Origin of the sequence: Vibrio hangzhouensis (assembly GCF_900107935.1) — a bacterium.
Lineage (GTDB): Bacteria > Pseudomonadota > Gammaproteobacteria > Enterobacterales > Vibrionaceae > Vibrio > Vibrio hangzhouensis.
Window position 1 is genome coordinate 163,915 of the sequence record NZ_FNVG01000001.1, and the last position, 15,219, is coordinate 179,133.

At 43.1% G+C, this 15,219-nt stretch carries 11 protein-coding genes; 5 read left to right on the forward strand and 6 right to left on the reverse strand.

Annotated elements, in window-relative coordinates; translation table 11 throughout:
* Nucleotides 1-42 precede the first annotated feature (42 nt).
* Nucleotides 43-1,047, reverse strand: coding sequence for a C4-dicarboxylate TRAP transporter substrate-binding protein (locus C4S60_RS00730; protein WP_103878400.1), 1,005 nt, complete (start codon nucleotides 1,045-1,047; stop codon nucleotides 43-45).
* 228 nt (nucleotides 1,048-1,275) lie between these two features.
* Here C4S60_RS00730 and C4S60_RS00735 point away from each other — a divergent pair, with 228 nt between their 5' ends.
* A complete protein-coding gene (locus C4S60_RS00735) occupies nucleotides 1,276-1,590 on the forward strand; it encodes an SDR family oxidoreductase (protein WP_103878401.1) in 315 nt (104 codons plus the stop codon).
* Between the two features lie 51 nt (nucleotides 1,591-1,641).
* Here C4S60_RS00735 and C4S60_RS00740 read toward each other — a convergent pair whose 3' ends face one another.
* Entirely contained in the window at nucleotides 1,642-3,279 is a 1,638-nt protein-coding gene (locus C4S60_RS00740; RefSeq protein WP_103878402.1) for a patatin-like phospholipase family protein, read from the reverse strand.
* Nucleotides 3,280-4,301: 1,022 nt separating this feature from the next.
* On the opposite strand from C4S60_RS00740, the gene hflK reads away from it, so the two are divergent.
* From hflK to nhaA, 3 genes are read left to right on the forward strand one after another with little or no spacing between them, the layout of a single operon-like run.
* Complete coding sequence (gene hflK / locus C4S60_RS00745; protein WP_103878403.1) at nucleotides 4,302-5,360, forward strand: FtsH protease activity modulator HflK; 1,059 nt, start codon at nucleotides 4,302-4,304, stop codon at nucleotides 5,358-5,360.
* Entirely contained in the window at nucleotides 5,357-6,346 is a 990-nt protein-coding gene (gene hflC / locus C4S60_RS00750; protein WP_103878404.1) for a protease modulator HflC, read from the forward strand. Before hflK ends, hflC begins: the two co-directional genes overlap by 4 nt.
* Nucleotides 6,343-7,683, forward strand: a complete 1,341-nt coding sequence (gene nhaA, locus C4S60_RS00755; RefSeq protein WP_103878405.1) for a Na+/H+ antiporter NhaA — start codon at nucleotides 6,343-6,345, stop codon at nucleotides 7,681-7,683. The genes hflC and nhaA overlap by 4 nt, the downstream gene beginning before the upstream one ends.
* Before the next feature lie 75 nt (nucleotides 7,684-7,758).
* On the opposite strand, the gene acnA is transcribed toward nhaA, so the two are convergent.
* Nucleotides 7,759-10,494, reverse strand: a complete 2,736-nt coding sequence (gene acnA, locus C4S60_RS00760; protein WP_103878406.1) for an aconitate hydratase AcnA — start codon at nucleotides 10,492-10,494, stop codon at nucleotides 7,759-7,761.
* A gap of 238 nt (nucleotides 10,495-10,732) precedes the next feature.
* Nucleotides 10,733-10,954 carry a cold shock domain-containing protein gene (locus tag C4S60_RS00765; RefSeq protein WP_103878407.1) on the reverse strand — a complete coding sequence of 74 codons (222 nt, stop codon included), beginning with the start codon at nucleotides 10,952-10,954 and terminating at the stop codon, nucleotides 10,733-10,735.
* Between the two features lie 1,102 nt (nucleotides 10,955-12,056).
* Between C4S60_RS00765 and C4S60_RS00770 the strand changes: the two genes are divergently transcribed.
* Complete coding sequence (locus C4S60_RS00770) at nucleotides 12,057-12,392, forward strand: DUF1840 domain-containing protein (protein ID WP_103878408.1); 336 nt, start codon at nucleotides 12,057-12,059, stop codon at nucleotides 12,390-12,392.
* Nucleotides 12,393-12,809: 417 nt separating this feature from the next.
* Here the strand turns inward: C4S60_RS00770 and tdh are convergent, their stop codons facing one another.
* Together tdh and C4S60_RS00780 are read right to left on the reverse strand one after the other, a co-directional pair.
* Nucleotides 12,810-13,841, reverse strand: a complete 1,032-nt coding sequence (gene tdh, locus C4S60_RS00775; protein WP_103878409.1) for an L-threonine 3-dehydrogenase — start codon at nucleotides 13,839-13,841, stop codon at nucleotides 12,810-12,812.
* A gap of 52 nt (nucleotides 13,842-13,893) precedes the next feature.
* A complete protein-coding gene (locus tag C4S60_RS00780) occupies nucleotides 13,894-15,087 on the reverse strand; it encodes a glycine C-acetyltransferase (RefSeq protein WP_103878410.1) in 1,194 nt (397 codons plus the stop codon).
* Nucleotides 15,088-15,219 lie beyond the last annotated feature (132 nt).

Sequence of the window (15,219 nt, forward strand, 5' to 3'; positions counted from 1 at the left end):
CGCCGGTCATTAACCGGCGCAAACATGGAAGGGCAATGGCTATTATTGACTGAATTGCTCAGCGGTAAACTCAAGAAGTGCCTGTGAATCAAAGTTTCCTTTATACTTTTTCACCCAATCCTGACGAACAGAAGCCGCAAGTTCATTGAGCTGCTTAGTCTGCTCTGGGGTAAAGGTCACCTGCATCACGCCTTCTTGCTCGATCGCTTTATCGAACTTAGCCGTGGTATTTTGCTCATAGTTCTGAACATAGAAATCCAGCGCTTCATCAACGGAAGTTAATAACGCTTCTCTGTGTGCTGGTTTCAACATTTCTAGCGCTTCAGTGTTAACTACAACCGGACAGTTTGCAGAACCCAAATTCAGATTAGTGGTTACCCAATTCGCGACTTTGTATGTGTTCGTGGCCAGATGGGCATGAGGGGCAAATGACGCGGCATCAATAACACCCGAATCCATCGACTGCCTCACCTCAGAAAACGGCACGCTGGTCTTAACTGCACCAAGTTTGCTCAGTACATTCATGATGCCACCTGGACCACGGACCCTCAGCCCTTCAAAGTCCTCAAGCTTCGCTAACTGATCGCTTTTACTCGCAATGTTATATTGAGGCAGTGGCGTAGGCATAAGCAAAGTGGCGTTCCAACGCGCGAGATCTTTCTTAACTTCAGGATGATTGAAAACCGCCATATAGATCTCACCGACCCTAGCCAAAGAAACGTCCAGGGAGAACGGTAATTCTGTCACCGTAATCGTCGGGTTTTTGTCGGTGTGGTAGAAAGAACAGAACTGAGCCATTTCAAATGCACCAAACGAAATACCATCGAGATTTTCACGTGCCTTGGACAATCCGCCGTATGAAAGCTTTAGTTTGAATTCCCCATTGGTCTTAGCTTCAACAAGCTCGGCTAGTTTTTCTACATTCTCTGTAAAAGCCCGTCGCTTACCCCAAAGTGATACATTCCACTCAGTCGCAGCTTCCACCTCTGTTGCAACAAAGCCCGTTAACACCAACGACGTAGCAATTATCGTTTTTAAGCCTTTCATCCACTTCTCCTAACTTATCTTTATATTCATCCATAAAGCCATTCCGATTAAGCCTCGGGCTAACTTAATGATAAGCGTAGAATATTTATTCAAACGTGCGGATTTTTTTACCAAAATTGATACGTTGAACAGATTTAGCAATTCTTAGATTCACACTAATGCAGTAGTAGCTGAATTCACTACCTTCGAATGTCCTCCGGCAAAAAGGGAAAATAAATACGATAAAATATGACCACTCTTGGGTATCACCGAATAACACATCTCTTTCCATTCGATTACGTTTTGGTCACGTCATCGGGGGTATATGGTGACCAACCTATTCTGGTCAAAATGGTCTGGAAAACTCAAGAAGATGGGCCAGAGGCGATTTTGTGTAGGGCTCTCACTGCCTTAGGTAAACCTGCAGATGTCACTCAACTTCTGGGGAACTACCACTTTATCGCGAGCGATGCGAGTCAGTACATTACCGGGACTGATATTCGTGTCGATGGAGGCTGGATTGGAGGCGTGACCAACAAACTTGCCGATGTACTGCTTAGTTGATGGCAAGTTTGTTGCGATCTTATAGGCTATCAAAGCACTGAATAGTGGTATCTATTCATTGGCTAGTTCTGCCAGTGCTTTTTTCGTGACCCAGTAAGAAAGGTTGATCAACAGGTTGGTTTGTAACGGCGTAAGTTCAACTACGCCACGCAAATTCTCGAAAAAAGTACCGTAATGAGGAAAGTCCTCAAGCCCATCCTGATTGCCAATTAGCCTTTTCTTTTTCGCCAGTGTCTTCGCTAGCTCTTGCTCACCGAGTGCATTTTCCCACTCTTTACTGCGGCAATTGTAGACCCAGGTAACCTCAACACGATGACCGGCCTTAATGCCGTAGTGGCGATTTTCAATCGTCGTCAATTGTGTTGTAGCATACAGAGCTTTTTGAGCCACATACTCACCGCTACTCGCTTCCTCTTCTACCTGTCGGGTAAACTGGTCGATGATATTTAACAGTTCACTCCGACCATTACCGAATACCACATTGGTATCAAACTTCGATAACTTAAACAGGTTATCGATCGGTACAAATAATGCCTTGAGTGACTTATTGATGCCACTCTTGATCGGGTTTTGGGTGTCTGGTTCGAAAGGTTTTTTAGTATTCACAAAAACCACGACTTTCGATACGTTCCTTGCAAGTAAAGGCATGATGCCTAAATTTTCCAGATGACCGCCGTCAGAATGTGGATACTCTTCAGGCACAGGGTTTTCACCGTCCGGTACGTTTAGAGGGATATGGTTAAATTCAGGAAAACCTAGCGCTCCAAATCCAAGTTTGCTCGTGATTTCCTGTGGCGCTGCCCCCGTACTAGCGACAATATCACTGAGCGAAAACGCGCGTTCGTCGGTAAAATCCAGGCCCACCACCGGAGCCTGCTTAACTAACATCTTGCCTTGTTCTCCAGCAGACGTGGTTTTGTAGGGGCCTTTGCAATCATAGCCACAACTTGTTACGTACCCTCCACCAAAGTAGTCATCCTGATTCCAGAAATCATCGTCTACATGCCCAACCCGAACACCAGAGTAATATGAGGTGTATTCCACATGGTATTTCTTGTCCGAGCTAAGCCCATCTTCATTAAGTAACGTGGCACCAAGAATTAAGAAAGGAGCCCCCTCACGAACCTGGTGGAAACTTGGTTTCACGGTGCCATGGAACCCTTCCAAAGCCTGATTCATAGTTTCTTCGTTGAAGGTAAAATAACGGCTTGGACTTTCCAGTCCATAGGGTTTTAAGAACACCTGCCCAAGAGAATAGGCAAAACTTTCGTCACCACGCAGATTGATGCCGCCCTCAACCAGATTTTTAACTAACGGTGATTCAGTAATGGCTTTTTGAAACGAGCTGGGCAAAACATTTTTGCAAATCGAACGAGTGACATCATCGGGGTCAAGTATCCGCCCAAAGTAGGTTTCTAGATTAGGGGCATAACTATATGGAACAGCCGCCCATCCCCCTCCGGACACTGCCGAAATGTATTTGACCCGGTCGATTAACCCCAGATCATGTAACGCTTTGAGCTGACCTAACGTGCACGCAGCCGAGCGAGTACCACCCCCAGAGAAAGCCACACCGATATCCCGCGCTACATGTGTACCACCATCTTTAAAGCACGCTAGTTCTTGCTCAGGAAAATGGTTCTGGTCTATCCATTTTTGGGACCAGTAGTCTATGTAGAATTTCTTCATTTTTTTGCTCCTAGCCGATCGTTGATACGATATAAAACTAGGTTAATATTTTGGGATGACCAAAGTATTTTCGAGAAGCCGTGCTTTAGAATGTTAGTTGTTGCTAAAAATACAACTCATATCAGCTTATACGACCTTAGCAAACGAGATGCTGTCTTCAAGTCAGTGGCTATTTGACCTTTAGAGCCAGACACCATGAGGCTACATGCCAACTCGTGAAATAATTGATAAGACCTAACTCGCCTTCGCCCCAACACTGCGTTTCTAGCCACCCAATGTTACCCCCAAAGACACAACGTCACCTCCTTGAACAAGATGATCTTCTAAAGCGGGTTACAAACGATAATTTTGTGAAGTACTAAAGTGTATTTTCCCTTTCTTGTTTCTAAACCAAATAATAACCCATCATTCCCTTGAAAAAGGGAATCTCATACAACGCGCTGTGAACTCAACTTACGTGACTTAGCTTTTGTTTTCAGTTAACTATGTGCTTTAGGAGATCCTCACTTTCGCGTGAGGATGACGGCTATCTGAGATGGGTTAAAAACAAAGGAAACTAGGTTGCTTTTGTCCAACACCGAGCTTGCTGCTATGGCCAGATCAGATTTGCGCCGAATCTTGCTTGGACCGCCGCCTTTTTAGGTTGATCGAGCCATACTTCACCATACGGCTCGTATCGCTGTATAAAAAACAACCAAAGCTACCCTTGTACGTGAATAAATCACCTATAATAAACAGGTAAAGATGTATGCTCTTACATAACCATACGTCGCATGACGCTTGCGATAAAAAAGCGTGGTAATTAGGGGTTACTGTAGAACTTTGGATATGAAAGCAAGAAGTCATACTGACTATTAATTTCTAGTTATATTAGAAGGTTAAATAGCGTTTCCCCTATGCTAAGGCAACACTTAGTGACTAATTGTAAACTCCGTACAATTTACTCTAGTCGATTAAGCGCTTCCTACCTCATTCAATTTTGCATAGGTCAAATTCCTTGCCTAAAGCAGGAGGGCATTCTCATGCTCCCAAGTAACAATTCTTCAGGAAACCCCTGGGGCGGAGGACAACAAGATCCCCCACTATTAAATAAAGCTTTTCATACTATTCTTCAGTACTTCAAGAAAATTCTTATAGGTGGCGGACCTTCAAGATTTTCTGCTCCAATAATTATTTTATTTTTAGCCCTTATTTTGTGGTCAACATTTTATACAGTTCCAAGTGACTCTGTCGCTGTCATACAACGCTTTGGCAAGTATGTCAATGATGTTCCTGCGGGGCTTCACATCAAGATCCCACTTGGTATTGACACGGTAAAAATAGTGCCCGTTAAGCGGCAGCTAAAACAAGAGTTTGGTTTTACGACGCCAGGAGCTAATGATCCTAATCAAAGTCCAAGAGTGAACGATCGTCGCCAAGAGACACAAATGGTCACCGGTGATTTAAATGCCGCCCTTGTGGAGTGGGTAGTTCAATATCGAATTTCTGAACCCATTAAGTTTTTGTTCGAAGTCCGAGAACCTAGTGAAACTCTTCGATATGTTTCTGAATCCGTAATGCGTGAAGTCGTCGGAGATAGAACTGTGGATGAAGTGATCACAATAGGTCGACAAGAAATTGAATATGAAGCTCTTTCAAAAATGCAGGCGCTATCAACTAAATATTCCTTAGGGATAAGTATTGACCAAGTGCAATTGAAAAACATCAACCCTCCGCAACCTGTCCAGGCATCATTTAACGAAGTGAACCAAGCTCAACAGGAAAAAGAAAAGCTTATTAATGAAGCTCGCCGAGATTACAACAAAGTGATCCCTTTGGCTTTAGGAGAAAAAGATCAAAGGATCAGAGAGGCTGATGGTTATCGACTAAAAAGGGTGAATGAAGCCGAAGGGGATACAGCTCGCTTTAATGCACTATTGTCCGAGTACGTTAAAGCGCCGGAAGTGACTAAACGAAGAATCTACTTAGAAACCATGCAAGCTGTATTACCGAATATTCGGGCCAAAATTATCATTGATGAGCGAGCAAACAATATTTTACCTTTACTCAATCTCAACAAGACACAAGGAGATGCACAATGAAACCGAATAAAGTAGGAATCATAACCGCATTAGTTTTTGGTGTATCTCTTAGCATATACAACGCACTTTACACCGTGAGTGAAGTACAACAGGTCATTATTACTCAGTTTGGGAAGCCAATAGGAGAACCTGTTGTGGATGCCGGGTTGAAGATAAAAATGCCTTTCATTCAAGAAATTAACACTATAGACAAACGAGTGTTGGAGTGGGATGGCAACCCTTCCGATATGCCAACAAAAGATAAGCTGTATATTTCAGTTGATTTATTCGCTCGGTGGCGAATAACCGACCCACTTCAATACTTTTTAAGAATCAAAGATGAACGCAGTGCACAATCTCGTCTTGACGACATTTTGGGGAGTGAGACGCGAAATGCTGTTGCAAAACATGAACTAATCGAAATAATTCGTACAAACAAAAATCGAAAACCGTTACGCGATTCCTTATTAATTGACACTGAAGGAGAATTAAAAATCGGCACACTTGTTCCTATCAAAAAAGGTCGACAACTAGTAGAACAAGAAATATTCTCTGCTGCTTCGGAAAAAATAAAGATATTTGGTATTGAATTGCTCGACATTCGATTCAAGCGTATTAATTACAATGAAAGTGTTCGCCCTAAAATTTATGAGCGAATGATTAGTGAACGTCGACAAATCGCAGAACGTTTTTTATCCGAAGGAAATGGGGAAGCTGCAAGGATTCGTGGTGACCGTATCAGAGATTTGAATAAAATCCAGTCTGAAGCCTATCGGGAAGTCGAAGAGATTCGCGGACAAGCCGATGCCAAAGCCGCCGAGATTTATTCGTTAGCTTACAATAAAAGCCCTCAAGCGAGAGACCTTTATGAGTTTACACGAACAATGCAGACTTACTCGACCATCATTTCAGAAAACACAATGCTTGTCTTATCTACCCATAGCGATTTATTCAAGTTTTTGAATAACATCGAAGGAAACTTGAGTACCACAGTTGACAAGCAATGAGTAAACGAGAAAAAAAAACTATCAATCTAACTCAACTACCAAGAGAATATATTGATTGGTTGTCTCAGCCTGTAACCCGTTTTACACATATTGAATCTGCTTCAGGCGTTATGCTGTTTATTTCCACGTTGCTTGCGGTTGTATTCGCCAACTCGAGTTTTGGTGAGGAGTTTTCTCAATTCTGGCAGGTTCCGTTGGGAATTACTGTCGGTGATTTATTATTTGAGCGCTCATTACACACATGGGTCAATGATGCCGGAATGACCTTGTTTTTTTTTCTCATCGCATTGGAACTCAAGCGCGAATTGATATTAGGTGAACTCCGTAACCCTAAATTGGCGGTACTTTCTATTGCTGCCGCCCTAGGTGGTATGCTGATTCCCTCTTTCTTCTATTTGCTTTTACAATTTGGTGAGCCCGGGCAGCATGGTTGGGGCACTGTCATGGCAACGGACACCGCATTTGTGATCGGATGTTTAGCTCTTTTAGGACAAAGTGTTCCAAATAGCTTACGCATATTCATGTTATCAATGGCTGTGGTGGATGATATCGGCGCTATCGTTGTTGTTGCTATTGGTTACGGTAGTGATATTGATTGGTTAGCCATCATTTGCGCATTGATAGGCTTTGCTGTTGTTCGAATCATGGGTTTTTTAGGGATTCGTAGTCTAGTCCTTTTTTCTGTTGTGGGAGGTGTGACCTGGCTAGCTGTTGATATGTCTGGCTTACATCCAACGATTACTGGTGTCGTTCTTGGATTATTAACACCCACAAGTAAGTGGGTGAGTAAACAACATCTTTCCATTATTTTCCATGCTGTGATGAATTCTTCTACAAGGAAGCAGTGGAGTGGCAATACCGCAGAAGGAGTAGCTTTGCGGACTGCAGCTGCCGCAGCTCGCGAAACACTCTCACCAGTTGAGCGTTTAGAAATGTTACTTCATCCTTGGGTCGGGTTTATCATCCTACCGCTTTTTGCCTTAGCCAATGCGGGGGTTTCGTTAACAGGAGCAAATCTAACGTCTCCAATTTCCCTCGCCGTGTTCGTGGGTTTTGTTTTCGGAAAGCCGATAGGTATTGTGTTGTTCAGCTGGATTTCAGTAAGACTCGGGTTAGCGACTCTGCCAGAAAACCTCAATTGGGGAATGCTATTGGGGAGCGGGATGTTGGCGGGTATTGGTTTTACGATGGCATTGTTCATAGCGGAGTTGGCTTATAGTCCTGACCAAATTAATGCTGCAAAACTTGGGATTTTCTCAGCTTCCATCTGTTCAGCTTTACTCGGTCTCATTTTTTTACGGTATTTTTCTGTGAAAGAAAAGCTGAACAACATCTGAAATGTATTGGTACACAGTCCGCGGTAGTCACTACCGCAGAATCCGCTAGCCCGTCACCTGAGAGATGAGGTTTCACTATGGCATGTTAGTTATGTTCGCTTGCAGTTGCTTCAGAACATACTGAAGAATGCCTCCTGAGTTGAAATATTCTAATTCCTTCGGGTTGTCGATACGTACAACAACAGGAATAGAATGTTCCGAACCTTCAGCGGTTACGACGATAATATTCATCTCTAGTAAGGGCTTAAGAGGTTCATTTGGAGCGATAAAAACAGTCTCATTGCCCTCTAGTGTTAGTGAATTTAATTCATCTGGCCGCGTCAGTTGAAGAGGCAATACGCCCATACCGACTAAATTACTACGATGAATCCGTTCAAAGGATTCCGCAATGACTGCTTTTATATTCAACAAAAGACATCCTTTTGCCGCCCAGTCGCGACTAGAGCCTGAACCATAGTCTTTGCCGGCAAATATTACCAAAGGAACATTAAGTTCGATTGACCTGCTGCTCGCATCAAAAATAGGAATGACTGGAGGCACTTTCTCACTGGTTGACATGTTACAGTCATCCAGTTTTGTATCGCCGTAACATCGCGTGACACCTCCTATAGTCGGGGAAGCGATTTTGTTTTCCAAACGTACATTTGAAAAAGTCCCACGAAACATGACGTGATGATTTCCTCTGCGTGAACCATAGCTATTGAAGTCTTCTGGGGCGATGTTTTTTGAAAGCAAATATTGACCTGCTGGGCTATTTTCTGAAATGAGGCCTGCTGGTGAAATATGGTCGGTTGTAATCGAATCCCCCAAAATGGCTAATACACGCGCAGATTCGATAGGAAAAGTGGGCGGTTGTATTTCCAAAAAAGGAGGGCGTTGTATGTAAGTTGAGTTTTCGTCCCAAGGATAGCAAGGGCTGTCTTTCATTGACAATTGTTCCCATTCTTCATCACCTTCAGTAATGTCGCTGTAGCTCAATCTAAAGTGGTTCTCATGTACTTGATTCAGCATTTCATCAAGCATGGTTTGGCTTGGCCACAGATCTCTTAGATAGACAGGCTCATTGTTACTATTTATAGCAATTGGGTCGTTTTCTAAGTCAATACAGGTCGTACCCGCTAACGCAAACGCAACAACTAATGGTGGTGAGGCAAGCCAGTTTAGGCTAACAGATGGGTGTATTCTGCCTTCAAAGTTTCGATTACCTGATAATACCGCCGATACGTTCAGGCGGTTTTCTAAGATCTCGGTTTCAAGATTGTTTTTCAGTGGGCCAGAGTTACCAATGCATGTGGTGCAGCCGTAACCAACTCGATGAAATCCCAATAGGTCGAAGTAGTGTTGCAAACTCGTATCATTGAGATATCGAGCGACAGCTAATGACCCGGGGGCGAGAGAAGTTTTGACGTAGCTAGGAACGTTCAACCCTTTTTTAACAGCTGCCATAGCCACCAATCCCGCAGTCAGCATAACGGCTGGGTTCGATGTGTTGGTGCATGAGGTGATGGCTGCAATGACAACATCACCATGGTTTAAGCGCTTAGATGAGACTGAGCGTTCTGACCGATGACTAGAGCCTGAAACACCTTCAATAGCGCATTGGTCGAGAGTCGCTTGCTTGATGGCACTAACGTCAAGTCTGTCTTGAGGTCGTTTTGGTCCTGCTACTGAAGTGACGATAGCAGATAAATCCACCACAACATTTTCATCATACTCTGGTGAGGGGCTGTTTGTATCCCACCATAGCTCTTGCTCTTGAGCGTAAGCGCGGACTCTATCAACGAGTGAAGAGGATCGGTTTGTAAGAGTTAAATAGGCGATAGTATTTTCGTCAATTGGGAAAAATCCGCAAGTAGCGCCATACTCTGGAGCCATATTGGCAAGCGTTGCTCGGTCTGCCACAGATAGAGTCGCTAAGCCGTCACCATAGTACTCTACGAATTTACCGACCACGCCATGAGATCTTAACCTTTCCGTAATCGTCAAAACCAAATCAGTCGCAGTTACACCAGGACGTAATTGCCCATCAAGACGCACTCCGACAACTCGTGGGATTGCGATATTAAGAGGCTGGCCGAGCATTGCGGCTTCAGCTTCTATGCCTCCCACTCCCCAACCCAGCACGCCTAACCCGTTTACCATAGTCGTGTGGCTATCAGTTCCAATAACAGTATCTGGTGTTAACACTCCTTTTTCGTCTTCACGAACAACTTGAGTTAGATACTCTAGATTAACCTGATGGCATATCCCCTTACCGGGCGGTATCACGGTCAAGTTACGGAAATTTTTTTGTGCCCACTTTAAAAATGTATAGCGCTCTCTATTTCGTGCCATTTCATATACACGATTTGTATGTATCGAAGATTCTGAACCTGACTGATCAACAATTAACGAATGGTCTATGACAAGATCTACCGGGCATTTAGGTGTTACATAGCTCGGATCCCCACCTTCATGAGCTACAGAATCTCTTATTGCGGCTAAATCGACTAAAGCAGGTATCCCGGTATAGTCCTGCATCAGTACTCTGCTAGGATAGAAACTAAATTCTAATGAGTTACTAATGCTCTCGGAATCGAACGTCGTATTTTTAAAAAGCAATGCTTCAATAATCTGAGATGACTCTTTTAAATCTGAGGCTTGTCGCATTACATTTTCAATGAGAAGACGCTTAGTAAAGGGAATTTTGGACAGAATTACTTGATAATCTTGAGCAATTTTTTTTAATGACCAGTATCTATATTCAATGTCTTTTACATTCAGAGACCTTTGATATGTTTGGCGCCATGTTTTTTCGTTGGTGGGTATCATGATTTGTTTCCTCTCAATGATGGTTGACCTTTATAAAAGGAACCTCCTTGTCATAGACATGTTTTCCTGGACACTTTTATATTTCCCATATCCAAATAGCTTTAATCACCTGAATATCTATAACCTGAAAGGATCAGAGTTGAAATTCTAAAAGAAATAAGAAGTTGGAATGGACTTTTGCCATCAAACAATAACTAGACTCCAAAAATGAAGGAAAAGCTTGTGATTGCTATGCCTTCTAGCGTATCTTGATGAGAGCCGCATTGATTACGTGCGGACCTTTCTCACCGAGTTCAACTTCAAACCTTACTTTTTGTCCTTCCAACAGGACCTTAAACCCATCAGATGAAGTCGAACGGAAATGGACAAAAATATCCTTGCTATCACTATCTTTGGTGATAAATCCAAAGCCTTTATTCTCGTTAAACCATTTTACTGATCCAATTTCTCTGTCAGACATATATACCTAGTCCAGCCCTATATGGTAAGACTTTGATAACTTCAGATATTTCATAGTCACTCAGTAGGACTGTCTCAGAAGTTAAACGAAAAAATTCGAGAATTACTGTGAAAGGAAACTTGTTTTATAATGAAAAAATAACTCAAATTGGCGAAACTACTTTAAGTATAAGCCTTAATTTGAAAATAGTTAGTTTAGTCTTCGGTCATATTTTCATTTGGTTGTAAGGTTATGATTTTAAAAACATCAGTACGTTTCTAAGGCATTAGTTAACAAAAACGACTTCATACATCGTAACATCTAAATAGATATTGACTTGATGTCCGCGGTGGATAAGCAGTCTAAGTTGTAACGAACGGCACTTTCCATACTTAGAATATTTCGCGATTTACTAATTTAGCTGGTACTGTAACTAACTTCTGTCCAAGGACGTGGCAGCTTCATCATCGCTAGCACATTTCTGTCCCAAGGCGAGTTAGCGTCCTTGCTTGTAACAGAATTTACAGCTTCGTTTTGACTTAGATTATCTTATTCAATTGTGTCTACCAAATGAGTTACAATTCATACTGATCTTCTAGTTAAATGTTATAAATTTAACAACACCAGTAACCATTGAAGATTTGACCTGCATTCATCATTCCTATTAATGGAGTCGAAAACTGGTTCAATGAACTACTTATAAGCACCACTAGTCGAAAGGACATCAATGCAAACGAGAAACGCATTTTTTAATTACTGAGTCCGACTATACTGTTTGGGTCAACGTAAGAAAACGCGATCACTGGTAACAAATACCATCTACATGACGCCATTTCGTGGTAAATGGTTGTTCATCATTGATAATCAATCAGTTGAAAAAGTGCTAGAAAAATTAGATAGCAGGAACACTACCTCTACCCCTTTACAAAAGTACTATCTAAGACACATCATTTCAGATGGAAAGCGGATAATAGAGAATGAATAAACCGACGATGATTTAGGTTTTACCTTAGATACTACTTCGCGACTCTGCTCTAGATAGAGCAGGATCAATAATTGCTGTTGACCTTAGGATAAGAGCGTAACTCTTTTCAAAAGAATCAAGTAAAAACAGGAGCTGTACATGCTAATTACATTTCGCTGTAAAAGCTATGCTAACGTCACAATGTTCGGTGACATTGGGCTGCAAATGATAAAGATGATGGGTCATAGTGGCACATTACCTGGTGCTATTCTTGCTTCAGATCTCCCTGAGGCACTTTCTAAATTGACGTTGTCACTCGCTGCCGAAAGCACAGCAGCTCAAAAAAACACCTCTGCCACTGGTGATGTTGAAGATGATGAAGAGGAAGCCCTATCTGAACAGGCAGTAAGCCTGAATCTCCGAGCCATTCCATTAATAGAATTATTAAAGTCTGCAATAGATGCTCAATGCGACGTAATGTGGGATACCCCATGACTTTTGCATCAGAGATATCAGGGTATTTCGTCTAATGTAAATATTATGCAATTGATAGCTTTCCTAACCGTCTACTCCACGTGCAATATTAAAATGTCTACCGGATACATGTTCGATGATACTTGTTGTTATAACTACGCTTCAGAATTACATCACATTGTTTACTGATGTGTGATACAGCTAACGAGTGAAATACATCAGTGATCAGGATTCACGTTGCTTTTTAATATTAAACCCGATTTCATTAGGCTAAGTACCCTAAGAAACTTTTGTGAAATGATAGGTTAGAAATGAAAGCAATCCTTGGGGCTAAGTTGTTTCTTTTTCCAGCAAAATACCGTCAAAACCTCCACTATACTACTTATGCACACAGTGCAATGGAAACAAAAAAGCACCCCATCAAGGAGTGCTCTCTTCTTATTCCCAATCCAGAATAACTTTACCAGACTGGCCGCTGCGCATGACGTCGAAGCCTTCCTGGAAGTCATCAATCTTGTAGTGGTGCGTGATGATTGGCGTCAGATCCAGACCAGATTGGATTAGTGAAGCCATCTTGTACCATGTTTCGAACATTTCACGGCCGTAGATGCCCTTGATTACCAGACCTTTGAAGATCACTTGGTTCCAATCAACCGCCATGTCTGATGGTGGAATACCTAATAGAGAGATCTTACCGCCGTGGTTCATGTTGGTTAGCATGCTGTTGAAGGCAGAAGGTACGCCTGACATTTCTAGACCTACATCGAAGCCTTCTGTCATACCTAGCTCAGACATAACGTCTTCTAGCTTCTCTTCCATTACATTTACTGCACGTGTAACACCCATCTTCTTAGCAAGATCTAAACGGTATTCGTTCACGTCAGTAATTACAACGTGGCGTGCACCAACGTGCTTAGCAACTGCAGCTGCCATAATGCCGATTGGGCCTGCACCTGTAATCAGAACGTCTTCACCCACTAGATCGAAAGATAATGCAGTGTGTACCGCGTTACCAAACGGGTCAAAGATAGAAGCTAGGTCATCAGAGATTTCAGCCGGGATCTTAAATGCGTTAAACGCTGGGATCACAAGGTACTCAGAGAACGCGCCAGTGCGGTTTACACCGACACCTGTTGTGTTACGACAAAGGTGTGTGCGACCGCCACGGCAGTTACGACAGTGACCGCAAGTAATGTGACCTTCACCAGATACGCGATCACCAATTTCGAAACCACGTACTTCCTGACCAATGCCAACGACTTCACCCACGTATTCGTGACCTACAACCATTGGAACAGGAATGGTGTTTTGTGACCACTCATCCCAGTTATAAATGTGTACGTCAGTACCACAGATAGCCGTTTTCTTGATGCGAATAAGAAGATCGTTATGACCCACTTCAGGTTTCTCAACCTCGGTCATCCAGATGCCTTCTTCTGGCTTTAGCTTTGATAGCGCTTTAATTTTCATAGTGTAACCTTACTTACAGAGCCCAGATTCTTTAATCTGAGCTCCAAAACTCTTAGATAAGACCCATGTCTTTGCCAACTTCGATAAACGCATCAATCGCGCGATCCAGTTGCTCACGAGAGTGAGCCGCGGACATCTGCGTACGGATACGTGCCTGACCCTTTGGAACTACAGGGAATGAGAAACCGATAACGTAAATGCCTTTTGCCAACGCGCGCTCTGCAAATTCTGCAGCCACTTTTGCATCACCCAGCATGATTGGAATGATCGCGTGGTCCGCTCCACCCATAGTAAACCCTGCTGCTTCCATACGAGTACGGAAATGCGCTGCGTTTTCCCATAGACGGTCGCGCAGGTCGCCACTTTCTTGCAGCAGATCAAGAACACGAATGGATGCACTAACGATGGCAGGAGCAACTGAGTTTGAGAACAGGTACGGACGCGAACGTTGACGCAGCCAGTCGATCACTTCTTTCTTACCAGAAGTATAGCCGCCGGACGCACCACCCATCGCTTTACCGAGCGTACCTGTAATGATGTCGATACGGTCTACCACATCGTGAAACTCATGAGTACCCGCGCCGTTTTTGCCCATAAAGCCAACCGCGTGAGAATCATCAACCATAACCAGTGCACCGTACTTGTCAGCAAGGTCACAAATAGCAGGAAGGTTCGCTACAACTCCGTCCATAGAGAATACGCCGTCAGTCACAATAAGCTTGTGACGTGCACCTGCTTCCGTAGCGGCAATTAATTGCTGCTCCAGTTCTTCCATGTTGTTGTTCGCATAGCGGAAACGCATGGCTTTACACAGACGCACACCGTCGATGATTGACGCGTGGTTAAGCGCATCAGATATGATCGCGTCTTCTTTGTCCAGAATCGTCTCGAACAGGCCAGTATTTGCATCAAAGCAAGAGGTGTAAAGGATGGTGTCTTCTTTACCCAGAAATGCCGATAGTTTTTGTTCCAACTCTTTGTGGATGTCTTGAGTACCACAGATAAAGCGCACTGACGCCATACCGAAGCCGTGCTTATCCATTCCTGCTTTACCCGCTTCAATAAGCGCTGGGTGGTTAGCCAGACCAAGATAGTTGTTTGCGCAGAAATTCAGTACTTCTTCACCCGTTGAGATCTCAACAGACGCTTGCTGCTGTGACGTGATGATACGTTCAGACTTGTACAGCCCTTCAGCTTTGACTTCTTCAATCTGATCTTGGATTTGCTTATAAAACGCGGAAGACATATCGGATTCCTTTTTTCTATCCTATTTATCAATAGGTTATGTAGGGGATAAGACAATTACAGTTTATTGATCACTGTTTATCTTGAATGAATTCATTCTAGTTCATTGAGGTGCAAACGATTATCCCTTAAG

What these genes read in the sequence shown, in the direction of transcription:
- C4S60_RS00730 (WP_103878400.1), bottom strand. Translation starts at nt 1,047, where the DNA reads ATGAAAGGCTTAAAAACGATAATTGCTACGTCGTTGGTGTTAACGGGC.
- C4S60_RS00735 (WP_103878401.1), top strand. Translation starts at nt 1,276, where the DNA reads ATGACCACTCTTGGGTATCACCGAATAACACATCTCTTTCCATTCGAT.
- C4S60_RS00740 (WP_103878402.1), bottom strand. Translation starts at nt 3,279, where the DNA reads ATGAAGAAATTCTACATAGACTACTGGTCCCAAAAATGGATAGACCAG.
- hflK (WP_103878403.1), top strand. Translation starts at nt 4,302, where the DNA reads ATGCTCCCAAGTAACAATTCTTCAGGAAACCCCTGGGGCGGAGGACAA.
- hflC (WP_103878404.1), top strand. Translation starts at nt 5,357, where the DNA reads ATGAAACCGAATAAAGTAGGAATCATAACCGCATTAGTTTTTGGTGTA.
- nhaA (WP_103878405.1), top strand. Translation starts at nt 6,343, where the DNA reads ATGAGTAAACGAGAAAAAAAAACTATCAATCTAACTCAACTACCAAGA.
- acnA (WP_103878406.1), bottom strand. Translation starts at nt 10,494, where the DNA reads ATGATACCCACCAACGAAAAAACATGGCGCCAAACATATCAAAGGTCT.
- C4S60_RS00765 (WP_103878407.1), bottom strand. Translation starts at nt 10,954, where the DNA reads ATGTCTGACAGAGAAATTGGATCAGTAAAATGGTTTAACGAGAATAAA.
- C4S60_RS00770 (WP_103878408.1), top strand. Translation starts at nt 12,057, where the DNA reads ATGCTAATTACATTTCGCTGTAAAAGCTATGCTAACGTCACAATGTTC.
- tdh (WP_103878409.1), bottom strand. Translation starts at nt 13,841, where the DNA reads ATGAAAATTAAAGCGCTATCAAAGCTAAAGCCAGAAGAAGGCATCTGG.
- C4S60_RS00780 (WP_103878410.1), bottom strand. Translation starts at nt 15,087, where the DNA reads ATGTCTTCCGCGTTTTATAAGCAAATCCAAGATCAGATTGAAGAAGTC.